The 22,876-nt window shown below is 68.1% G+C and carries 19 protein-coding genes and 1 pseudogene; 7 read left to right on the top strand and 13 right to left on the bottom strand.

Going from position 1 to position 22,876, the window contains the following annotated elements; genetic code table 11:
* The first annotated feature begins 2 nt into the window (after positions 1-2).
* The 6 genes and pseudogenes from M673_RS18495 (at position 3) to M673_RS18470 (ending at position 5,725) form a co-directional block, all read left to right on the top strand.
* Positions 3-782, top strand: coding sequence for an ABC transporter permease (locus M673_RS18495; RefSeq protein WP_061978173.1), 780 nt, complete (start codon positions 3-5; stop codon positions 780-782).
* Between the two features lie 211 nt (positions 783-993).
* The gene (locus tag M673_RS18490; RefSeq protein ID WP_061978172.1) at positions 994-2,376 is read left to right on the top strand and encodes an aspartate aminotransferase family protein; all 1,383 of its coding nucleotides are present in this window, start codon (positions 994-996) and stop codon (positions 2,374-2,376) included.
* A gap of 206 nt (positions 2,377-2,582) precedes the next feature.
* Positions 2,583-4,298 (top strand): ubiquinone-dependent pyruvate dehydrogenase, encoded by a 1,716-nt coding sequence (gene poxB / locus M673_RS18485; RefSeq protein WP_443111190.1) that lies wholly within the window; start codon positions 2,583-2,585, stop codon positions 4,296-4,298.
* A gap of 256 nt (positions 4,299-4,554) precedes the next feature.
* Complete coding sequence (locus M673_RS18480) at positions 4,555-4,812, top strand: hypothetical protein (RefSeq protein ID WP_061978170.1); 258 nt, start codon at positions 4,555-4,557, stop codon at positions 4,810-4,812.
* Positions 4,809-5,288, top strand: a pseudogene (locus M673_RS24320) (glycosyl hydrolase family 8). The gene M673_RS18480 and the pseudogene M673_RS24320 overlap by 4 nt, the downstream one beginning before the upstream one ends.
* Before the next feature lie 29 nt (positions 5,289-5,317).
* Positions 5,318-5,725, top strand: coding sequence for a hypothetical protein (locus tag M673_RS18470; RefSeq protein ID WP_061978168.1), 408 nt, complete (start codon positions 5,318-5,320; stop codon positions 5,723-5,725).
* Between the two features lie 68 nt (positions 5,726-5,793).
* On the opposite strand, the gene M673_RS18465 is transcribed toward M673_RS18470, so the two are convergent.
* From M673_RS18465 to M673_RS18425, 9 genes are all read right to left on the bottom strand, one after another.
* Positions 5,794-7,089 carry a Zn-dependent hydrolase gene (locus tag M673_RS18465; RefSeq protein ID WP_061978167.1) on the bottom strand — a complete coding sequence of 432 codons (1,296 nt, stop codon included), beginning with the start codon at positions 7,087-7,089 and terminating at the stop codon, positions 5,794-5,796.
* Positions 7,086-7,940, bottom strand: coding sequence for a BtpA/SgcQ family protein (locus M673_RS18460; RefSeq protein WP_061978166.1), 855 nt, complete (start codon positions 7,938-7,940; stop codon positions 7,086-7,088). The genes M673_RS18465 and M673_RS18460 overlap by 4 nt, the downstream gene beginning before the upstream one ends.
* Positions 7,937-8,842, bottom strand: coding sequence for a PfkB family carbohydrate kinase (locus M673_RS18455; protein ID WP_061978165.1), 906 nt, complete (start codon positions 8,840-8,842; stop codon positions 7,937-7,939). The genes M673_RS18460 and M673_RS18455 overlap by 4 nt, the downstream gene beginning before the upstream one ends.
* Positions 8,843-8,855: 13 nt before the next feature.
* Positions 8,856-9,623, bottom strand: coding sequence for a glutamine amidotransferase (locus tag M673_RS18450; protein WP_061978164.1), 768 nt, complete (start codon positions 9,621-9,623; stop codon positions 8,856-8,858).
* 27 nt (positions 9,624-9,650) lie between these two features.
* Complete coding sequence (locus tag M673_RS18445; protein ID WP_061978163.1) at positions 9,651-10,742, bottom strand: phosphotriesterase family protein; 1,092 nt, start codon at positions 10,740-10,742, stop codon at positions 9,651-9,653.
* Between the two features lie 4 nt (positions 10,743-10,746).
* Positions 10,747-11,775: an ABC transporter permease gene (locus tag M673_RS18440; RefSeq protein ID WP_082639822.1), complete on the bottom strand. Its 1,029-nt coding sequence runs from the start codon at positions 11,773-11,775 to the stop codon at positions 10,747-10,749.
* A complete protein-coding gene (locus tag M673_RS18435; protein WP_061978162.1) occupies positions 11,772-12,578 on the bottom strand; it encodes an ATP-binding cassette domain-containing protein in 807 nt (268 codons plus the stop codon). Before M673_RS18435 ends, M673_RS18440 begins: the two co-directional genes overlap by 4 nt.
* A gap of 101 nt (positions 12,579-12,679) precedes the next feature.
* Complete coding sequence (locus tag M673_RS18430) at positions 12,680-13,621, bottom strand: ABC transporter substrate-binding protein (RefSeq protein WP_061978161.1); 942 nt, start codon at positions 13,619-13,621, stop codon at positions 12,680-12,682.
* A 204-nt stretch (positions 13,622-13,825) separates the two neighbouring features.
* Positions 13,826-14,440 (bottom strand): cupin domain-containing protein, encoded by a 615-nt coding sequence (locus tag M673_RS18425; protein ID WP_061978160.1) that lies wholly within the window; start codon positions 14,438-14,440, stop codon positions 13,826-13,828.
* 431 nt (positions 14,441-14,871) lie between these two features.
* Here M673_RS18425 and M673_RS18420 point away from each other — a divergent pair, with 431 nt between their 5' ends.
* Entirely contained in the window at positions 14,872-16,356 is a 1,485-nt protein-coding gene (locus M673_RS18420; RefSeq protein WP_061978159.1) for a M81 family metallopeptidase, read from the top strand.
* Positions 16,357-16,371: 15 nt separating this feature from the next.
* On the opposite strand, the gene M673_RS18415 is transcribed toward M673_RS18420, so the two are convergent.
* The 4 genes from M673_RS18415 to iolB form a co-directional block, all read right to left on the bottom strand.
* Positions 16,372-17,025, bottom strand: a complete 654-nt coding sequence (locus tag M673_RS18415; RefSeq protein ID WP_061978158.1) for a 4'-phosphopantetheinyl transferase family protein — start codon at positions 17,023-17,025, stop codon at positions 16,372-16,374.
* 1 nt (position 17,026) lies between these two features.
* A complete protein-coding gene (locus tag M673_RS18410) occupies positions 17,027-17,512 on the bottom strand; it encodes a GNAT family N-acetyltransferase (protein WP_244493114.1) in 486 nt (161 codons plus the stop codon).
* Positions 17,509-21,570: a Pls/PosA family non-ribosomal peptide synthetase gene (locus M673_RS18405; protein WP_082639820.1), complete on the bottom strand. Its 4,062-nt coding sequence runs from the start codon at positions 21,568-21,570 to the stop codon at positions 17,509-17,511. Before M673_RS18405 ends, M673_RS18410 begins: the two co-directional genes overlap by 4 nt.
* Before the next feature lie 484 nt (positions 21,571-22,054).
* Complete coding sequence (iolB, locus tag M673_RS18400) at positions 22,055-22,867, bottom strand: 5-deoxy-glucuronate isomerase (protein WP_061978157.1); 813 nt, start codon at positions 22,865-22,867, stop codon at positions 22,055-22,057.
* Positions 22,868-22,876 lie beyond the last annotated feature (9 nt).

Raw genomic sequence — 22,876 nt, 5'->3', positions numbered from 1 at the left:
CCATGATGCGTGTCGCTCAAGGGCTGTTCGGAACGCTCGCGGTCTTCTTTCTTCTGGCGCCGCTGATCGCCATCCTGCCGCTCGCCTTCACCTCCGGCATTTTCCTCAACTATCCCATCCCGTCGCTGTCGCTGCGCTGGTTCGCTGAACTCGCCAATTCGGATGTTTGGCGGCTGGCAATCGTCAACAGTCTGGTGATCGGGCTGGGTGCGACGGTGCTGGCCGTGGTGCTCGGCACGCTCGCCGCGCTCGGGCTGCGCAGCGGTCTCGTGCCCTTCGGCAACGCCTTGCGCACCGTCTTCCTTCTGCCGATGGTGGTGCCCGCCGTGGTGCTGGGCGTCGGTCTCCAGACCGCCCTCGGGCGGCTCGGCCTCACCAGCAGCTACACCGGCGTCATTCTCGCCCATGCCGTGCTCTGCGTGCCCTTCGTCGTGGTCAGCGTCTCGACCGCGCTGCAAGGCATCGACCGGCGGGTGGAGCGCGCGGCGGCAAGTCTCGGCGCCTCGCCGGTCACGGTGTTCCGGCGCATCACCTTTCCGCTCGCGATGCCCGGCATCGTCACCGGCGCGGTCTTCGCCTTCGCCACCTCGCTGGACGAAGTGGTGCTGACGCTCTTCGTGGCGGGGCCGAACCAGCGCACGCTGGCGCGCCAGATGTTCTCCTCGATCCGCGAGAATATCAGCCCGGCCATCGCCGCAGCCGCCTTCATCTTGATCGTCGGCACGCTGGTTCTGGCCGCGCTCGTCGCCTTCATGAACCGCCGCCGCCGCGTCGCGGCGTGACCGGACGTTCAGGAGGCACGAGGCGTTCGCCTCGAGGTTTCGGCTTGCGGCGGCTCACAAAAGGGCGATGCTGTCCGCCAGCTTAGGCTTCCGCTTCGATGCCGCCCGGCCTCTCTCAGTGGCCCGGCCGCGACCATTTCCCGCTCGGGATCGCCCGCGATCCCGGCACCACGACGCTCAAGCATCGGCACTTGGCCCAAGGACGGCAATCATGGACGCACTCTCGAACTCCCTCGCCGCAGCCGACATCGCGCATGTCGTGCATCCCGTCACCAACCTACGCGCGCACGAGACCAACGGCCCGCTGGTCATGGCGCGGGGCGAGGGCATCCGCGTTTATGACGATCGCGGCAAGGAGTATATCGAGGGGCTGGCCGGGCTCTGGTCGGTCGGCGTCGGCTTTTCCGAAAAGCGCCTGGCGGACGCGGCCTATCAGCAGATGCTGAAGCTGCCCTACTACCACACGTTCACCTCCAAATCGAACGAGCCCTCGATCCGCCTCGCCGAGAAACTCGCCGAGATGACGCCCGAGCCCCTGACCCGCGCCTTCTTCACCTCCTCCGGCTCGGAGGCCAACGACACGATCGTCAAGATGGTCTGGTATCGCTCGAACGCGATGGGCAAGCCCGAGAAGAAGAAGTTCCTCGCCCGCACCAAGGCCTATCACGGCATCACCATCGCCTCCGGCTCGCTCACGGGCCTGCCCACCAACCATCGCGACTTCGACCTGCCGGCGATCCCGGTGCGCCATCTCACCTGCCCGCATTTCTACCGCTTCGGAATGGAGGGCGAGAGCGAGGCCGAGTTCACCGCCCGGCTTCTGCGCGAGCTCGAGGACGTCATCGCGCAGGAAGGCGCCGAGACGATCGCCGCCTTCATCGGCGAGCCGCTGATGGCGGCGGGCGGCGTCATGCCGCCGCCGGCCGGCTATTGGGAGGGCGTCGAGCGCATCTGCCGGGCCAACGACATCCTCCTCGTCTCGGACGAGGTGATCTGCGGCTTCGGCCGGCTCGGCACGCCCTTCGGCTGCCAGAAATACGGGTTCACGCCCGACATCATGACGCTGTCGAAGCAGATCACCTCCTCCTACATGCCGCTCGCCGCCGTCATGCTGTCGGAGGCGGTCTATGCGCCGATCGCGGACAACTCGGCCCGGCTCGGCGTGTTCGGCCACGGCTTCACCGCGTCCGGCCATCCGGTCGCCACCGCCGTCGCGCTGGAGAACATCGCGATCATCGAGGAGCGTGATCTGATGGGCAACGCGGCGCGGCTGGAACAGCCGTTCCAAGCGGGGCTCCGGAGCTTCGCCGATCACCCGCTGGTGGGCGAGGTGCGGGGCGCGGGGCTGATCGGGGCGCTAGAGCTGGTGGCCGACAAGGCGACCAAGCGCCCCTTCGAGAAGGCCGGCCGAGCCGGGCAGATCGCCGCCGCGATCGGCCACGAGGAAGGGCTGATCTTCCGCTCCATCGTCGACCAGCTGGCGCTCTGCCCGCCGATGATCGTCACGGAGGAGGATGTCGGCGAGATCATGACCCGCATGGGCCGCACGCTGGAGCGCCTCACCGGAGCCGTCGCGGCGGAGGGGCTGGCCTGACCTCGGCTACAGGCCAAGGGCGAGCGAGCGTCCCCGGCGCCGATCGCGGCGCCGGGAGGCAGCCATGCAAGCCGTGAATGGGAACGGATCGAGGCGCAGCTAATTGAAAAGGGCATGCGCTTCGCACCCGCGAAGGTCCGGGGGAGGCGTCGGAAAACATTTAGCGTTCATCGCTGCCAGCCACGAGAGCCCCCATGAGCCAGTCCATTGCCGATCTGTTCGTCGCCACGCTGAAAGACGCGGGAGTGGAGCGCATCTGGGGCGTAACGGGCGACAGTCTCAACGCGCTGAACGACAGCCTGCGGCGCGACGGCGGAATTCAGTGGATGCATGTGCGCCACGAAGAGGTCGCGGCCTTCGCGGCCGGGGCCGAGGCTGCCGCGACGGGGCAGCTCGCGGTCTGCGCGGGAAGCTGCGGGCCGGGCAATCTTCATCTCATCAACGGCCTGTTCGACTGCCAGCGCAACCGCACACCAGTCCTGGCGATCGCCGCCCATATCCCCTCCAGCGAGATCGGCCTGAACTACTTTCAGGAAACGCATCCGACCGAGCTGTTTCGCGAATGCAGCCATTTCTGCGAAATGCTGCAGACGCCCGAGCAGATGCCCGAGCTTCTGCACCGCGCCATGCGCACGGCGATCGCGCAAGGCGGCGTCGCCGTCATCGTGGTGCCGGGCGACGTCGCCTTGAAGCCTGCGCCCAAGGTTGCGCGCACCGGCTTTCCCAAGCTCAAAGCCGCTCGTCTGGTGCCCGATGCGGGAGAGATCGACCGGCTCGCCGCCCTTCTCAACGCGTCGGGCGCCGTCACGCTTCTCTGCGGCGCCGGCGTCGCCGGCGCGCATGACGAGGTCGTGGCGCTGGCCGAGGCGTTGCAGGCGCCGATCGTCCATGCCTATCGCGGCAAGGAATGGATCGAGTGGGATAATCCCTACGATGTCGGCATGACCGGACTCATCGGCTTCTCCTCCGGCTACCACGCGATGATGGAGTGCGACACGCTCCTGATGCTCGGCACCGACTTTCCCTATCGCAACTTCTATCCCGAGAAGGCGGTGGTGGCGCAGGTCGATCGCGATCCCGGCGCGCTGGGTCGGCGCACGCCGATCACGCTCGGCGTCGTCTCGGACGTGCGCGAGGCGGTGTCAGCGCTGCTGCCGCGCATCGCGCCGGAGCGCGACGGCTCCTTTCTCCAGGCGGCCAGAGAACACTACCGCTCGGCGCGCGAAGGGCTCGACGCCCTGGCGACGCCGCGCGAGGGCGATCAGCCGCTCCATCCCCAATATGTCGCCAAGCTGATCGACGAGTTGGCGAGCGACGACGCGATCTTCACCGCCGATGTCGGCACGCCCGCCGTCTGGGCCGCGCGCTATCTCACCATGAACGGCAAGCGCCGGCTCGTCGGCTCGTTCAACCATGGCTCCATGGCCAATGCCATGCCGCAGGCGCTGGGCCTCCAGGCGGCCTGTCCCGGCCGGCAGGTCGTGTCGCTTTCGGGCGACGGCGGGCTCACCATGCTGATGGGCGATCTTCTGACGGCAAGCCAGATGGGACTGCCAATCAAACTGGTCGTCTTCAACAATGCGACCCTCGGTTTCGTGGAGATGGAGCAGAAGGCGGCGGGCTATGTCGACACCAATGTCGCGCTGCGCTCGGCCGACTTCGCCGCCATCAGCCGCGAGATGGGTTTCCTCGGCCTGCGCGTCACCCGCTCCGACGCGCTGGAAGGCGCACTTAAGGCCGCCTTCGCCCATGACGGACCGGCGCTGGTGGACGTGGTGACGGAAACGCTGGAACTCGCGCTGCCGCCCAAGATCCAGCTCGCGCAGGCCGCAGGCTTCAGCCTCTACTCACTGCGCGCCATCATGAGCGGGCGGGGCGACGAGGTGGTGGAACTGGCCGACGCCAACCTGTTCCGTCGATAGATCAGCCCGTCAATTGCAACCACGACCTATGATTTCGTCTGACTTCCTTCCCGGGTCTGCCTTGGCTCGCCGGGTGCGAGAGCGCAGGCCCGTGACCTTCCGCCCAGCCCCGGCTGATCCGTCGTGATCCCGATTCGGGCGGTGCGAGGCCATCGGCGCGAGAAAGGCGAGAGGGACATGGCGGATCGGACTTACGTGACGGGTTCCTGTCGCCTTCTCGCAGCCGAGCGACGTTCTCGAGCGCGCGGGAGAGATCGTGCAGCCCCTGCTCGCGCCGATCGCCAGCGCCGCGCAGAAATGGTCCGCGACGGATGGCGCGCTGCGCATGGCGCAAGCGCCGTACGAGCGTCTGTTCGAGACGCGGGGCTGGACGGTTGGCAACGCCCGTCTGGTTCTGGCCGGATGGTTCTCGCGCCATAGCGAGCGCTATGCGGGCTCGGTGATAGGGGCTTCGCTCCTGCTGGCACTCTCGACCTTCCTCCTGCTGCGCCGCGTCGGGGAGAAGAGCAAATGAGACGCCGGGTGAGCGGACACCTGCTCGCCGCCATGGCGGGCGCGCCCTCGCCCGCTCTTGCCGCCGCGCCGCAAGCGGCGCTGGCGGTCGAGCCGCAGGCCTATCCGATCGACGCCTGGGAGCTTTATCGCAGCCGCTTCGTCTCCGCCGAAGGGCGCGTAGTGGACAACGACAACGGCTCGATCAGCCACAGCGAGGGCCAGGGCTACGGCATGCCTCTGACGGTCGCGGCCCGCGACCGAGCGAATTTCGACAAGCTCTGATCCTGGACCCAGCAGGAATTCTTCATCCGCGAGGACGGGCTCGCCGCCTGGCGGTGGGACACCGCCGCCTCGCCTAACATCACCGACCGGAACAATGCCAGCGACGGCGACATACCGGTCGCCTGGGCCTTGCTGCAGGCTGAGAATGCCGGCTGGGAACCCTCGGCCGACCTCACCGAGACACTGGGCGAGCAGAGGCACGCGCGGCGATAACCGCAGCTGCCGATAGCGGACAATGGCAGGTGGTGGTGGATCAGGCGCGCCAGCGCCCCGGGCTTCTCACCTGCGCCCATATCGACATTCTCTGGACGCTGGGTGAGGCCCTGGCGCGCAGCGGCGACCCCGCCCATTCCTACGAGGCGTATTCCTACATCCTCGGCAATTGCGAAGGCGAGGCCGAGCGCCTCGCCACCGTCCAGAAGGCGAGCGTCGTGCTACCGCCGCAAGGGGCCGAGGCGCTGGCCGCGCTGGGCCGGCGCATGCCCGACGGGCGGGGCGAGTTCGACACGCTGCGCTTCGACAATCTACGCGGGCAGATGGGCCGCGTCGCCTCGCACGAAAGCGCCTCGCTTCCCGACCCGGCCAATCTGAAGGCCTTCGCCGACCACATCGGCAAGAGCCGGCGCGACCTTCAACTCGCAGTACGATAGCTGGCGCTGACAAAAGCCCGAGACGCCTGGCCTCTCTCTTCCGGGAAGGGGCCGGGCGTCGCCCGCCCTCAGCCGGCCCGCATCGCGGCCCCTCGAGTCTCGATGGACGTGCCCATTTCCGCGCGCTCCAGAAAGGCGAGGCTGGCTTCCAGAAGCGCGGTCGCGCCCGCAGCGACGAAGCGCGGCTCCACATCCTCCGCCTCGTTGTGGCTGATCCCGTCGCGGCAGGGGCAGAAGATCATCGCCGTCGGCGCGCAGCGCGCGACATGAAGCGCGTCGTGGAAGGCGCCGGAGATGAGGCGCAACGTGGGAAGACCGGCGCGGCCAGCGCCCGTCTCGATGACCTCAAGCATGGCCTCGGGGAAGGCGAGCGGCGGCATGTGGGCGAGGGGGCGGAAGGAGGCCGTGCATCGCGCCCGCTCGGCCTCGCGCATAGCGGCCTCCCGCACCCGCTGCTCCAGCGCCGCCAGACGCGCGGCGTCGGGATGGCGCAGATCCACCGTGAAGGTCACGCTTTCCGGCACGGCGTTGACGGAGCCGGGCGAGGCCTCGATCCGCCCCACCGTGAAGCGCGCCTGCGGATCGCTCGGCATGACCTCGCCATGCAGCGCGGCGAGAAGCCGGGTTGCCGCCGCCAGCGGATCGCGGCGGAAGTCGAGCGGCGTCGTGCCGGCATGGGCGGCCTGCCCGGTGAGCGTGACCTCCAGCCAGATCGTGCCTTGGATGCCCGTCACCACGCCGACCGGCACGTCCTCGCGCTCCAGGATCGGCCCCTGCTCGATGTGGAGTTCGAGATAGGCGGCGATCGGACTGCCAAGCGGCGCGAGCAGAACGCCGGGCAACACCGCCAGCGTCAGCGCCAGCTCGTCATCCAGCCGCGCGCCGTCGGGCGCGCGGGCCTCTCGCCATTCGGGCGCAATCTGCCCCTGTGCAAAGGCCTGCGAGCCCATGGCGCCCGGCGCGAAGCGGCATCCTTCCTCGTTGGTCCAGCTGACCAGCTCGACCGCGCGACCCGTTCGCGCCCCGGCGTCCTCCAGCGCTTCCAGCACCTCGAAGCCGGCGAGCACGCCCAGCGCGCCATCGAAGCGCCCGCCGGTCGGCTGCGTGTCGAGATGGCTGCCCAGAAGCAACGGCGGCAGCGCGGGGTCGCCCCCCTCGCGGCGCAGAAAGAGATTGGCCGCATCGTCCTGGCGCAGCGCGAAGCCGCGCGCGAGGGCGAGGTCCGCCAGCAATGCGCGCGCCTGCCGGTCGCCCTCGGTGAGCGCCTGCCGGTTCACCCCGCCGCGCGGCGTGGCGCCGATCTCCGCGAAGCGCGCGAGGCGCGCGGCGAGCCGCTCGGGGCGGATCGCGGGCCGCCGGCTCATCGCTTGAGACCGGCCGTGAAGCGCTTCACCCGCTCGGGATCGACCGCGTTCCACCAGACGCCCTCGTGCTTGAGAGAGCTGGCGACGATCACTCCGTCCGCGACCGAGAGAATGTCGCCGAGATTGTCCTTGGTGACGCCGCTGCCGACCAGCGTCGGCAGGTTGGCCGCTTCCTTGATCATGCGGATGTAGGAAAGCTCCGCCACATGGCCGGTGCGCTGGCCGGTGGCGATCACCACGTCGGCATCGAAGAAGACGAGATCCTTGACCTGCTCCTCAACCGGCCGGTCGGCGACGATGGCATGGGCGCCGTGCTTCACATGGGCGTCGGCGAAAATGCGGATGCCCTTGGCGCGCAGCTGGGCGCGGTAGCGCATGGCGCGCGCCGCCTCGCCTTCCACGAACCCCTCGTTGGCGACATAGGCGTTGGCCCATTGGTTGACACGCACGAAGGAGGCGCTGGCGGCGCTGGCGATGGCGATGGCGGGAATGGCGGCATTGGCCAGCACGTTGATGCCGATCGGGCGCCCCAGCTCGCGGCGGATGCGGTCGGAGACGACCGACATGTGCGCCGCCGTCTCCGGCCCGATCGCGTCGGGCTTGGAAAAGGGCACGTCGCCGTGGTTCTCGACGATCACCCCGTCGCAGCCGCCATGGAGATAGGCGCGCGCGTCGTCGAGGCCGCGCTGGTAGATCGTCTCCACCGCCTCTCCGTCGAAGCGTGGGCTGCCGGGAAGGGGCGCGAGATGCACCACGCCGATGATCGCCTGGGGCCGGCCGAAGATCGCCTGAAGCGTGTCCCCGGCGGCTTGGCCGATGGGTTGGCCAATGGGGTGAGATGGGGTGCTCATGCGTGTTCTCTTTCAAGCAATGTTTGAAATTCCGCCGGGCTCGGGCCGCAGCCGAACGTGCCGGGCCGGGTGACGGCAAGCGCCGATGCGGCGACGGCAAGGCTCACGGCCCGCCCAAGCCCCTCGCCCAGCGACAGGCGGGCGGCCAGCGTGCCGCAGAAGACGTCGCCCGCGCCGCTCGTGTCGAGCGCGCAGACGCTTGGCGCCGGCCAGTGCCGTGGCATGGGCTCCCCTCGCGCCTGAGCCAGCACGCCGTCGGCGCCCAGCGTCACGATCACGGTTCCCGCGCCCTCAGAAAGGAGCCGCGCGATCATGCGCTCGGGCTCCGTCTCGCTGGTCAGCATCTCGCCCTCGACCCGGTTCACGACGAGGACATCGGCAAGGTCGAACGGCACCGCCTCGCCCTCGACCAGCGGGCTGGCATTGAGGACGGAGGCGAGGCCCAGCGCGCGGGCGCCCTCCAGCACGGCCCGCGTCGTGGGAGCGAGGAAGTTGCCCTGAAGAACCAGGACGTCGCCGGCGCGCGCCTCCGTGCGCCAGCCGTTTTCGGCGGCCTCGAAGCGCCGGGCGCAGGCCACCGCGCTGACGATCTGGTTCTCGCCCCCGCTCTCCACCAGAATGGTGGAACGGTCGGTCGGCAGCGGCAGCACCGCGAGCCCCCGGTCGCAGAGCCCGTCCTCGATCAGGCGGCGGCGCACCACGCCGGCCTCGGCATCGTCTCCGACACCGGCCCAAAGCGTGGTCCGCGCCCCGGCGCGCAGAGCGGCGAGCGCCTGATTGGCGCCCTTGCCGCCAAGCGCGACCTCGGCCTCGTCGGCGTTCACCGTCTCGCCCGCCCTTGGGAAACGGGCGAGGCGAAAGGTGGTGTCGAGCCCGACATTGCCGACGACATGGACCGCCATGGCTATTTTCGCCTTACTTCGCCGTCGCCCAGTCCAGCATGGCAGCGAAGAGCTTGGCGTAGCCGTCCCAGCGGATGAACTCGCCCGGCAGCCAGTGCGGGCCGACATCCGAAGTCCAGACCACCGAGCGCCCCTTGCCGTAGGTGCCGGTGACCAGCAGCGGCTGCGAGCCGTATTCGTCGGACACGGTCGCCAGGACCTCGGCACCGGGCTTCAGCTCGACTTCGTTGTAGCCGAGGAGAACCGGCCAGTCCGTGCCGAGCCCCGCGAGGATCGGGTGCGAGGCCTCGCCCGTGACCACCGGCGCGAAGCCCTCCGGCACCTCGACGCGGTCGTCGAAGCGAAGACAGGTGACGGGCAGCACGTCCTCGACCGGCGTGCGGGCATAGCGCGCGCCGCCATTGATGCCCTGGAAGGAGTAGTAGCCACCGAACATCAAGAGCGCGCCGCCCTGATCGACATAGTCGCGCAGGAGCTTCAGCCGGTTCGGCGTGGTCTTGGAATGAATCCACGTGTCGGGATGGAGCAGCAGCGTGTTGGCGCCGATGTCCGACAGGATCACCGCGTCATAGGCCTGCAAGGCCTCCATGGTCTGCGGAAAGTCCTTCTGCGCCTGATGGGCGGGCATGAAGGTGATGTCGTAGGGGCTGGTCTTCAGCGCCTCCAGCAGCTCGTCCGCGCCCTGGTGGTAGGTCACGGTGGGGAACTGGTCGAAGCCCTTGATATGGGTCGCGGTGGAGACCCAGCTTTCGCCGGCCAGGAGCACCTTCTTGCGGGACATGGGAATTTCCTTAAGGGGGATGGAAGATCAGGCGGCCGAGAAGACGGCGCGCGGATTGTCGGTGAGGATCGCGTCGATCACGGCTTCGTCGACGCCATGGCGCTTGAGGCGCGGCACGAAATGCCGGAGCACGTGGGCGTAGCCGAAGCCGCCGTAGCGGGTCAGCATCATCTTCATGAACACGTCCTGGCTGAGCAGGATGCGGTCGGAAAAGCCCTCGTCTACCAGCTTTCGGATCGCCCGCGCGTTCTCCTCGTCGGAGGGGGACTGGGCGTCCTGGTCGGCATAGTAATAGTCCATGCCAATCATGTCGTATTCCAGGAACGCGCCGCGCCGGGCGAGGCTCGTCTGGTAGGGCAGGTCGTCGTGGCTGGGGTTCATGTGGCAGAGAACCGTGTGCCGGAGATCGGCGCCTTCGGCCTCCACCACGTCCAGCACCTCGTGGGCCAAACGCTCCCAGCCCGGCAGGTGGATCGACAGCGGAACGCCGGTGCGGGCCGAGGCTCTCGCCGAGGCGCGCAGCGACTTGCGCTCCTCGGGCGTGAAGTCCTTGGACACGCCGATCTCGCCGATGATCCCGGCCATGATGTCGGGCCGATCCGCCGTGCCGCCGACATCGCGCATGATGAGCTCGGCCACCTCGTCCACGTCCATGCTTTTCAGCCAGTCGGGATGGCTGAACTCGAGATAGAAGCCCGAGCCCATGACGATCTTCAGCCCGCTCATCCGAGCGATGCGGCGCAGCTTCTCGGGCTCGCGGCCGATGCCGAAATTGGTGGGGTCCACCACCGTGTGCCCGCCCAGCGCCTGGAACATCTTCAGCTCCGACAGGGCGAGGTCGCTGTCGTCGAGCGAGACATTGTCCCGGTTCATGTACGGGTTCATGCGCAGCTCGCCGATGATCTCGATGCGAACGGGGCCTTCATTCAGCACGGGATCGGGCGGGTGGCAGGGACAGCGCCAGCTCTTGGCGCCGTCGAGCAGGATGTGCTCGTGCATGAGCGTGACGCCCATCTCGGCGACGGGGATCGGCCCGTCCACCGTCATCACATGGCCGGAGCGCACGCCGATTCCGACATCGGGGGAGCGCGCGGCGCGATCCTGAAAGTCGAGCCCCATCGGATCAGCGCCCGCGTGCCGCGCCGCGGAACAGGCGGAAGTTCAGCCAGATCGCGACGAGGATGATGCAGCCGGTGATGATCGGCGTGAGGAAGGGCGACATGTGCGAGAGGATCAGCCCGTTGCCGATCACCGCGACGGTGAGCGCGCCGAGCACCGTGCCGACCATGGTGCCGCGCCCGCCGAAGAGCGAGGTGCCGCCGAGCACCACCGCCGCGATCACGTCGAGCTCGAAGCCCTGGCCGGAATTGGACGAGCCGGAGCCGAGGCGCGCGGCGAGCACGATGCCGGCGAGCGCCGCGGCCGTCGAGGAGAGCATGTAGACGCTGAGCAGCGTTCGCCTCGTGTCGACGCCGGCGCGGCGCACCGCTTCCTTGTTGGCGCCGATGCCCGTGACATAGCGCCCGAAGCGCGTGCCGTTGAACACGAGATAGGCGACGAGGAGCGCGGCCAGCGCGATCCAGGCCGGGATCGGCACGCCGAGGAACCAGCCGCGTCCCATCTCCACGAAGGGGCTCGTCGGCTCGATCGGGATCGAATAGCCGCCGGTGATGAGGAGGGCGACGCCGCGAATGACCGAAAGGCCGGCCAGCGTCACGATGAAGGCGGGAATGCCCTCATAGGCGATGAAGAAACCCTGCAGCGCGCCGATGGCGCAGCCGAGCGCCAGCATGGCGAGGATCACCAGCGGCCAGGGCACGCCAAGCTGCAGGAGCGCCGCCGACAGGGCGCAGACCAGCGCCAGCACGGAGCCGACCGACAGGTCGATGCCGCCCGTGGTGATGACGAAGGTCATGGACGCCGCGACGATCAGCAGCGGAGCCGACTGGCGCACGACGTTCAGAAGGTTCGGCGCCGACAGGAAGGCGCCCGTCGTGAAGGTGAAGAGCAGGCAGACGAGAATGAAGAAGATCGCGATGGAGCCGACCGCGCCATTGGCGATGAAGCGATCGCGCAGCGTCGCTTTTCGCACACGCGGAGCTGCCGGCGCGTGAAGCGGCGAGCCTTCGCCGATCGTGCCGCTCGAATTCATGGCTGGGCTCCCTGCTGATCTTGGGCCTGATCCTGTGCGCGGGCCGAACGGGCCTGGAACTTGCGGCCGACGATGAGGTTGACGACCTCTTCGATATTGGTGTCCGCGATGCGCCGCTCGGCGACGTTGCGCCCCTCGTACATGACCTGGATGCGGTCGCAGACGAGAAAGAGATCCTGCAGCCGGTGGGTGATGAGGATGACGCTGACGCCCCGCGCCGACACGGTGCGGATCAGTTCCAAGACGGCCTCGACCTCGGCCACCGCGAGCGCCGCCGTCGGCTCGTCCATGATGAGCACCTTGGGCTCGAAGGACGCGGCGCGGCCGATGGCGATGGATTGGCGCTGGCCGCCCGACAGGTTCTCCACCATCAGCTTCGTGTCGGCGATGACGATGCCGAGCCGCTCCAGCATGGCCTTGGCGTCGGCGTGCATGCGGCGCTTGTCGAGAAGCTGGAGACCGGCGATGCGTCGGCGCGGCTCGCGGCCGAGGAAGAGATTGCCCGCCACATCCACCGTGTCGCACAGCGAAAGGTCCTGGTAGACCATCTCGACATGGGCAGCGCGCGCGTCGGCGGGAGAGGAGAAGCTCACCGTCCGCCCGTCGATCTCGATCGTGCCGCCATCCGGCACCACCGCGCCGGACAGGACCTTGGAAAGCGTCGACTTGCCGGCCCCATTGTCGCCCACGAGGCCGAGGACCTCGCCGGGCGCCAAGCGCAGCGACACGTCGTGCAGGGTCTGGATCGGCCCGTAGCGTTTGGAAATGCCGGTCATGCGGACCCGGTCGGGGATGGCTGTCATGGCCTCGTTCCGGCTGGAGGAAAAGCGAAGGATGCGTTCGCGGGGGGCACGGAGCGCCCGGGCGGACAGGCGGAGCAGGGCGCCCCGCCGGCCCTGGCGGCTTACTTGAACATGCCCCGGAACTGGTCGACATTGCTCTTGGTGACGATCGTCACCGGCACGTTGATGATCGGCTCGACCGTCTCGCCCTTCTTCAGCTTGGCCAGCGCTTCCACCGCCGCCTTGCCTTCGCCGGCGGGGTCCTGCTGCACCACGGCGGCGACCCAGCCCTCGTCGATGCCCTTCACCGCCTGAGCGGTAAGGTCCCAGCCGAACACCTTCACGTCGCTCTGCCGTCCCTGGCTTTCCACGGCCGAGACCGAGCCGATCAGCGCCGGCTCGCCGGTGGCGTAGAGCGTGGTCATGGTCGGGTTGGCGGTCATCAGGTTCTCGGCGGCGCCGAGCGCCACGTCCTGCACGTTCTGCCCGTCCACCGTGTCGAGGAAGGTGACCTTGGCGCCGCTTTCGCCGACCGCCTTCTTGAAGCCGTCGAGCCGCTGGTTCTGGATGAAGGAGTTCAGCGCGCCGACGACGCCGACGCTGGCCTCGCCCTTCATCTCGGCCTTGACGTAGTCGGCATAGTGTTTGCCGATCGCCTCGCCCGCCTTCATGTTGTCGACGCCGACGAAGGAGACGTTGTCGCCGTTCGGGATCTGCGCGTCGATCGCGATCACCGGAATGCCGGCCTTCTTGGCCTCGGTGATCGCCGGCTTCACGCCGTTCACGTCGATGGCGATGAGGATGATGCCGTCGACCTTCTGAGTGACGTAATTCTCGATCGCCGTGTTTTGCGCGGCGGGCACGTTGTTGGCGTCGAAGATCACGAGTTCGGCGCCCGCCGCCTTGGCCGCTGCCTTGGCGCCGTCGTTGATCTGATTGAAGAACAAGGCCTGCTGGTTGATGGTCACCAGGGCGAAGGTCTCGGCCTCGGCGGCCGTCGCACCGAGCCCGGCGAGAAGCGTCAGGGCGGCGGCGCCGCCGGCGAGGAACTGGGAGAGGCGCATTCCAGGTCTCCTTCATGGGATGGGGCCGCTGCGGGCGCCCGCGCCCCGATCGGCGCCGCTGTAGAATTCAAGAGACTTGAATTCATGTCAACCGAATTGCTGAGACTTCGCGCATATTTTGCATCTGCACAATAACCTTGCAGTGCAAGGTCAGCGACCGGGCAGGCGCGCCGAGATAATGGGCAGCTTCCCGCCCGCGATGCCTCAGAAGGTCGGCGGCGTGTTCACCCAGAAGATGCTGGCCCGCTCCGCTCCCATGTTGCGATAGTGATGCGGCAGGTCGGACCGGAAGGCGAAGGCGTCGCCGACCTTGAGATGGAAGGTCCGGTCCTCGACCATGAGTTCCACCTCGCCGGCCACGATATAGCCGACCTCCTCGCCGGCATGGCTGATGGGCCCATCGCTGCCGCCGCCGCGCTCGATATGGTGGATGTTGCACTGGAGGAGATGGCCGGGTGAATAGGGGATGACGCGCTCCAGCGAAACGCCTTCGCCCTGGCGCGTCGGATCGAGCGCGATAAAGGGACGCTCGCCAGCGCGGAAGATGATTCCCTCGTCACCGTCCACGTCCTCGAACATGCGCCCGATATTCGTGTCGAGCACGCCGACCAGCTTGTGCAGCATGGGCAGCGAGGGGGAGGCCTTGCCGTTCTCGATTTTCGACAGGAGACTTTCCGAGCAGCCCGCGCCGACCGCCAGTTCCTTCAACGTCAGGCCGCGCGTCTGGCGCGCATGCTTCAACCGCACGCCGAGCTTGGCGGCATTGGCCTCGCCTGCCGATTCTCCGGCCCCGCCCTTGGATAGTTTGGTCGAACTCACACGCTTGCTCCGCCCCTGCAATCTGGCCGAGTGGTCAACCCGGCTAGGCCCAACATCGCGCGAAATGCCTGGTACGACAAGTGACTAGAAGTAAGTGCAAGCAACTTGAAGCGCAGAAACAGCATTCTGCGGCGCTCTCGGATGGTGCGCGAGCGTTGAAAGCCCGTCCCCAGATATCGGTACAGACCTCGTCCGAGCCGGACCTCATGCCTACCGAAGCGAAGGAAACGGATGGCCGAGGCGTGTCGCACGATTGACGCGACGAGATCGGAACGCTGCCTTTCCTGCGGCCGCAGGGACCACCGACCGAACGAGCCTTTACCTTTGCCGCGCTTGCCCCTCTGCCGGGCAACGGGCATCGTGTCCTCGACGGGCGGCGCGGCGCCGCCGCGCTCTTCTCCTTCATCGACCAGGATCGACCGGGCCGCCCCATGCGCATCTTCACCGCCTCGCTCGCCACGGAAACCAACACGTTCTCGCCGGTCCCGACCGATCTCCATGCGTTCAAGGCGGCCTTCTATGCCGGGCCGGGCGAGCATCCCGACACGCCGACGCTGTGCTCCTCGCCCGTGCCGATCCTGCGTCGGCGCGGCCGGGCGGAGGGCTTCACCGTGATCGAGGGCACGTCCTGCTGGGCCGAGCCCGCCGGGCTGATCCAGCGCCAGACCTACGAGCACCTGCGCGACACGATCCTGGCCGAGCTCCAGGCCGCGTTGCCGGTGGACGGCGTCGTCCTTGGACTGCACGGCGCCATGGTGGCGCAGGGCTATGACGACCCGGAGGGGGATTTTCTCGAACGCGTGCGCGCCCTGGTCGGGCCGGACGTCACCGTCGCCGCCGAGTTCGATCCGCATTCGCACCTGACGCCACTTCGGGTCCGGCAGCTCGATCTCCTCGCCGCCTTCCTCGAATTCCCCCACACCGATTTCGAGGAGCGTGGCGAGCTGGTGGTGGATCTCGCCCTGCGCACGATCCGGGGCGAGATCAAACCCGTGATCTCCACCTTCGACTGCCGCATGATCTCAATCTATCCGACGAGCCGCGAACCAATGCGCGGCTTCGTGGACCGGTTGAAGGCGATGGAAGGGCGGGACGGCATTCTCGCCGTCTCGGTGATCCACGGTTTCATGGCGGGCGACGTGCCGGAGATGGGCACAAGGATCGTGGTTGTCACCGACGGCGACAAGGCCAAAGGCGAGGCGCTAGCGGAGCGGCTGGGGCGCGAGCTCTATGCGCTTCGCGGCACCACGGCGATGCCGATCCTCGACACCGAAGCCGGCCTCGACCATGCGGGGGCGATCCGCGTCGCGCATCCCGAGAAGCCCGTGGTGGTCGCCGATATCTGGGACAATCCCGGCGGCGGCGTCGCGGGCGACGCGACGCATGTCCTGCGCCGCATTTTGGAGCGGGGCGATGCGGGCAAGGTGGCGCTGGCCACGATCTGGGACCCGATCGCCGTGTCCTTCTGCCACGCGGCGGGCGAGGGGGCGGAGATCGACCTGCGCTTCGGCGGCAAGTCCGGCCCGCATGGCGGCCAGCCGCTCGACGCGCGGGTGCGTGTCCTCCGCGTCGAGGAAAGCGGCTGGCAGAGCTTTCGCAACAGCCGCGTCACGCTCGGCCGCGCCGCCACGATCCGCCTGATCGGAACCGAGATCGACGTGATCCTCATCACCAGCCGGACGCAGACCTACGAGCCCGACATCTTCAGCAATATGGGCGTCGACTTCGCCGCCAAGGACCTGCTTCTGGTGAAGTCCACAAACCATTTCCACGCCGGTTTCCAGCCGGTGGCGAGCGAGATCGTCTATGTCGCCTCGCCAACCTCCTACCCGACCGACCCCGCCACGACGCCCTACCGCAAGGCCAGCCTTCAGCTCTGGCCCCGCGCGAAGGACCCACTTGGCCTCGACGGCTGACAGGGGACGCGCGGGTCAGACCTCCATCACGGCCAGCACTACGAGGCGCGGCACCGTGCAGATAAACAGCCGGAGCTGGCGGCCGGAGCGGGTCGTGGCGCGCCGGAGCGGGAGATCGACGGCGATGTCGCCATAGTCGAGGATCTGCCCGTCCAGAGGATAGACGGCTTTGTAGACGGCTTCCTTGGCGCAGAACACGAGGCGCGCCGCCAAGAGGTCGGAGGGTTCGGGAAGCCGATCTGCTGCCGTCACGACGAGCGGAAGCAGATCGGGCGATAAGGGCTCGGGCGGCTCGACATCGACACCGAGCGAGCCCATGACATCGATCCGGCCGAGCGCCGCCACGGCCATCGTCTCGTCATGGGCGAGCGAGCCCGTCAGCCCGGCGGGCCAGATCGGCGCGCCGGAGGGCGCGCGGGGAATGGCGGCTTCGCCCAGCCCATGCGCCTTCAGCAACTGCCGCGCCGCCCAGCGCGCCGCGACGCTCGCATCCCGACGAGCGGGATGTCTGGCGGTGATCGAGCCGGCCTCTTCGGGCAGGAGATGCGCCGCGTCTCCCGCGCGCAGCGCGCGGCAGGCAATGCGAATGCCGGGCGGGGCGAGATGGTCGAGCGCCGCCTGGAGCGCTGCCTCGTCGGGAGTGGGGAACGCGCCCGGCCCGGCGCTCACGTCAGATTTTGGGCCAGAGGAGCCGGGCGATCATCTCGCCGTCCTCGTCCAAGCCTTCCTCGACGAAGCCGGCCTGCCCATACATGTGCCGCGCTGCCGCATTGCCGGGGTCGTAGCAGATCGAGATTTCCTGGATGTGCGCCAGGGCGCGGATTTCGCCGAGCACGGCCTGGAGGGCGGCCTTGCCGAGGCCTCGTCCCTGCTCGGCGCGGTCGATCATCAGCCGATAGATGCGCGCTTCGGTATCGCCGGAGGGCGCTTCGTACATGAGAAAACCGACCAGCCGCTCGGCCGAGCCCGGCCCGTCGCTCAACCAGAGCGCGCGCGGGCGGGCGTCCGGGTCCTCGTCGGCCTCCTCCAGCGAGGCGGCGTTGCTGGCGACGAAACCGGCCTGATCCGGCGCCACGGCGAGCGCTGCCAGCCGATCGCGATCCGCCGGCGCAACGGGCGCGAGGCGGATCGCGGCGATAGGGGAGGCCGTGCTCAAAGCGCCGCCTGCCTCGTGCCGCGGCTGCGCACCGGGGCGGCGAAGCGGTGGAGCTTGGCCGGGTTGCCGCGCCAGATCGAGCCGGGTTCGAGCACCTCGCCCTTCATGACGAAGGAGTCGGTGTCCACCATCGACTCGTCGCCCATCACCACGCCGTAATGGACGAAGGCGGCCGGGCCGAGCGTGCAGCCGTTGCCGATGCGGATGGCGTCGGACTTGAAGGCGCCTTCCTCCAGCGAGTGGGCCTGGATGACGCAGCGCTCGTTCAGCGTCGCGTCGTCGCCGATCGACACCAGCGAACGCTCGGTGAGGTTGGCGCCGGCGTCATAGACCCGCCGGCCGACCTCGCAACCCAGAAGCTTCAGCATCAGCGGCCGGAAGGGCGTGCCGGGGAAGAGGTTGATGATCGGCGAGTCCGACAGCTTCCAGTGCCGCTCGTGGCGCCAGAAGGATCGGTCGTAGATCGTCGTCATGCGCGGCTTGAGGAGACCGAAGCCCAGGCTCGCCCGCTCGATGAAGACATGCAGAGGCACCTCGATCACCATGACGAGCAGGGCACCCAGGAAGAGCGCCGTCGCACCCCATTCGTCGTAATAGTTCAAGGCCCGGTCGGCGATCACCAGCGCGATGAACAGCTCCAGCCATTGGGTGGCCAGGAAGAACAGGGCCGTCAGCGCGTTGTGGCGGTTCTTTTCCCGCACCCGCAGGCGGCGGTCGCTTTCGCTGACGCCGGCGATCAGCTCCTTGTCGCGGCTTACCATGCGCGGGATCTCGAAGGGCGGCGAGCCGAGCAGGCCGACATTCTCGCGCACCGGACCGTCGATCGGCACCATGACCTTGGTGCCGAGCAGGCAGTTCGCCCCGGTTCGGCTATCGGGTGGGAAATAGATGTTGTTGCCGAAGTAGTTGCGCTCTCCGACCTTGGTGTGGTGCAGCCGGAACGAGGAGGCGGACTTGTGCATGTTGATCATGAACAAGCCGTCCGACACCATGGTCTGGCTGCCGATCTCGCAGAGAAGCGGGTTCTCCTGGCTCTGATTGCTGCCGAAGTTCGAGCCGGTCTGGGTGACGGAATTGAGCTTCCAGCCGAGGGCCCGGATGTAGTGGACGGCGGCCGAACTGTCGCCGAACAGAAGGTTGAGCAGGCGCGAGTTGGTGCAGAACTCCACGGCGTTCTGCACGAGATAGTGGAAGCCGTAGAGCGTGTAGGTCCGCCCCGGCTTCAGCACTAGCTTGGCGATGCGCGGCAGCAGGAGGGCGGCGGCCAGCGAGACGGCGAGCGTGCCGAGCAGCGTCACCGTCGTGCCGATGGCGACGATGCCGATCGTCTCCTGATAGTCGTCGCTGACATTCTGCCAATAGGAGTGGAACAGAAGCGGGAAGGGCGTGACGATGGCGAACAGCCCGACGAGCTGCACCACCTCGAACAGGATGCGCCTGATCTCCGAAAGGGACCGGCCGCGCACCTTGCAATAGTCGGCCGTCGTCGGCACGGCGGGCGAGCCGTGCCAGTGCTCGCCATTGGGGATGGTCTGGCCGCGCTGGAGCGAGGAGGAATGGCCGAGCTGCGAGCCCTTGCCGATCCGCGTGTCGATGTCGAGCACGCAGCCGACGCCGACGAAGGCGCCGTCGCCCACCTCGACCGGGCCGGTGTGGATGTAGCCGGCGCGGGCGTGGTAGCCCAAGATCACCGATTCCTTGCGCAGGATCGCATTGTCACCGATGACGATGAGGTCCGTGCAGACCGGGATCGTGCGGCATTCCACGATCGTATTGTGGCCGATGCGCGCGCCGAGCAGCTTGAGATAGAGGCTGTAGAGCGGGCTGCCCCGGAACAGGACGACCGGCGCGGTGCGGATCAGCGTCTGAACCACCCAGAAGCGGTAGTAGCGAAGGCTCCAGATCGGGAAGGCCTCCGGCTTCCAGCGCCCGATCAGCAGCCATTTGGTGGCGACCGCAAGGCCCGACATGCCGAAGAACAGGCCGGCCGAAAGCGCGACGCATCGCAGATACAGCTGAACCGGCTGGTCAAGCGCGACATAGACCCAGTCCAGCCCGCGATCGAAGACCCACAGGCCGAAATAGCCGTAGATCGCGTAGAACAGAAGCTGCGCGCCGCCGCAGGTCCAATAGGCGAAGTCCGAGGCGCGGTGGGTGAGCACGGGCTCGCGCGTCGCCTCGACCATGTCCTCGGGTGTGCGCAGATGCTCCGCCAGACGGGCGACCGTTGGGTAGAGATATATGTCGCGCATCGAGGTGGTGGCCCAGGCGGGCTTGGCGCGCACGCGGGCGCAGAAGCGCGCCATAAGCAACGAATTGGCGCCGAGATCGTCGAAGAAATGATCCTCGACCGAGATTTCCTCCAGGCCGAGAATGGTCTTGGCGGTGTCCACCAGGAAGCGCTCGTCGTCGTTGCGCGGCGGCGTCACCGGCCGGTCGGAAGCGAGCGCGCCGGCCCGGGGCTTGGGCAGCTGGCGAAGGTCCACCTTGTTGGCGACCGTCATCGGCAGCGCCGCCAGCTCCTCCAGATAGGTCGGCACCATATAGTCGGGCAGGCGGCGCTTCAGCTCGGCCGAAAGCTCCCCCTTGGCCAGCGAGCAGGAGCCGGCTTTCGGCGCGTAATAGGCGACGAGCTCTGTTCGGCCGGGCTGCAGTTCGATCGCGGTAACGGCGGCCTGGGCGATATCGGGCTGGTCGAGCAGCACGGCCTCGATCTCGCCGAGCTCGATGCGATAGCCCCGGATCTTCACCTGCGTGTCGATCCGTCCGTGATACTCGATCTCGCCCTCCGGGCTGATGCGACCGAGATCGCCCGTGCGGTAGATCCGCCGCGAGGGATTGTCGGCCAGCCCCAGGAAATCGGGGATGAACTTCTCGTCCGTGAGGTCCGCCCGGTTGAGATAGCCGGCGGCCAAGCCGATGCCGGCGATGCCGATCTCGCCCATCTCGCCGGGCGCCGCGAGCTTGGGCGCCTCCGGGTCCAGAAGCACGATCGTGTAGGTCGGCAGCGGCGCGCCGATCGTCACCGGCCGGTCGGAGCGCAGCCGCGCCATGGTCGCGGTGACGGTCGCCTCGGTCGGCCCGTAGGTGTTGAGGATCTCGCGGCCGGGCTTCTCCCAGCGCTGCACGAGGTTCTGCGGGCAGGCCTCGCCGCCCACCAGAAGCAGGCGCAGGCTCGGCACTTCGCTCTCGATGGAGGAGAGCAGCGTCGGGCTGCAGGCCATGCAGGTGATGTCATGGGCGCGCAGGAACTCGGACAGTTCCTCGCCGACCAAGGTCAGCTTGCCCGGCGCGGGATAGATCGTCGCCCCGGCGCTGAGCGGCACCCAGATCTCCTCGGTCGAGAAGTCGAAGGCGATGGTCATGCCCTGATAGACGCGGTCGCCCGGCCGGTAGCCATAGGCGGAGGCAGCGACCTCGACGAAATTGCGAATGCTGGGGTGCCGGATCACCACGCCCTTGGGCTTGCCCGTGGTGCCGGACGTGTAGAGAATATAGCAGCTGTCGTCGCTCAAGGACCCAAGCGCCAGGGGCGCGGGGTCTTGCGCGGCGATCTCCCCTTCGCTCTCGCCCAGCAGGAAGGGCGTGACGGGCAGCTGGCGCACGATGGCCGCGTAGTCAGACACCGTGACGATCAGCCGGATCGCCGCGTCCTCAACGATCAGCGCCATGCGTTCGGGCGGGAAGGCGGTGGCGAGCGGCACGAACACGGCGCCGGCCTTCATCACCGCCAGGATCGCGACATAGGTCATGGCCGAACGGTCGAGCAGAAGTCCGACCCGGCCGCCCGGCGCCACGCCCCGGGCGGCCAGGACGCGGGCCATCTGGTTGGCGCGCGCGTCGATCTCGGCATAGGACCAGGTGCGGCCCTCCGACACGACGGCGGGCGCCGAGCCGAAGCGCGCGGCCTGTCGCGCGAAGAACGTGTCGAGGCGCCCGTCCACCTCGGCGCCGGTTGGGAACGGGGCGCCGATCAGGATCGAGCCCGCCGGAGCGGCGGGCGTTTCGGCATAGCGTTCGCCGGCGAAATTCGCCAAGTCGGTCTCGAATCTTTGCATCGAATATTTCGCAGGTCTCGTCACTGATCAGGACGGAGAGGGGGGTGGCATCGCGGTGCTTTTGGCTGGAGCGCTCGCCGGGAGCGACATTCCATGGCAACCAAGGCAATCTTACGAAGCTCTCCCGATTTCCGTCGGCGCGCCGGTCGAGAATGGACGGCTGGGCGGAGGACCCATCTCTCTTCGGCGGGGCGAGGTCAAGCGATTTTGAACGCCTGCACGGGGAGCCGGGCGGGCGGGGCAAGCCCATGCATCCGGCGGACATCGCGGGGCGGGCGGCGCCACAAGGGCTTAGGGGCAGACGCCGTTCGGGGCGAGCCCGGTTGGCGGATCATCACATTCCAATACGGACACTTCACGGAGCGAGAGAGCGCCGAGGAAGGGCAGAAGTTTTACCGGCAACCGGGCCGCTTGGGAGCCGAAGGCCGCAAGACCGCTGGCGACGGGAAAGCGGAGAGGCGCATCGCGCCCCTCCGCCGCAGGCTCAGGGCTTCAACAGCCACTCGTGTTCGGGCGCGTTGTGGAAGCGCCAGGTGCGCTTGGGTCCGGCCATGACGTTGAGATAGTAGAGGTCGTAGCCGTGGATGGTTGCGCAGGGGTGATAGCCCTTGGGCACCAGCGTCACGTCGCCATCCTCCACCGCCATGGCCTCGTCCAGCTCGCGCCGGCCGGACGCATCGGCGTCGGTGTAGACGCGCTGGAAGGCGAAGCCCTGGGGCGGGTTGAGGCGGTGGTAATAGGTCTCCTCCAGCGAGGATTCGCGCGGCAGGTCGTCGGCATCGTGCTTGTGCGGGGGATAGCTCGACGTGTTGCCGGCAGGCGTGACGACCTCCACCACCAAGAGCCCGTCGGCCTCGGCCGTTTCGGGCAGGATGTTGGTGACGTGGCGCACATTGTTGCCGCGCCCGCGCACCTCCTGCGTGTTGTCGTCCTCGCCGATCAGCCGCGGCGGGCGGGCGCCGGCCGTGCCGGGGGCGGTGCAGACGGCGAGTTCCAGATCGGTCTCGGCCGTGACGCGCCACTCCATACCGGCGGGCACATAGACCGAGGAGGGCTTGCCGTCGAAGGGCGACATGCGACGACCGACGCTGCCAAAATCGGTTTCGCCCGCCGAGATCGTGGCCTTGCCAGAGACGAGCACGAGGCAGCTCTCGCGCCCGGCCTCGCCGCCCGAAACGCTCTCGCCGGGCTTCAGCTTGTGGAGCGTGAAGCCGACATAGGTCCAGCCGGCGCTTTCGGGCGTGACGTCGACGACCCGGCCCGCCGTGCCGGAGGGTTTGACCAGAAGCTTGGACATGGCTCGCTC

Origin of the sequence: Aureimonas sp. AU20 (assembly GCF_001442755.1) — a bacterium.
In the GTDB taxonomy this organism is placed as follows: domain Bacteria; phylum Pseudomonadota; class Alphaproteobacteria; order Rhizobiales; family Rhizobiaceae; genus Aureimonas.
The sequence above is the reverse complement of the archived record's forward strand: the minus strand, read 5'-3'. Positions and strand labels throughout refer to the sequence as shown.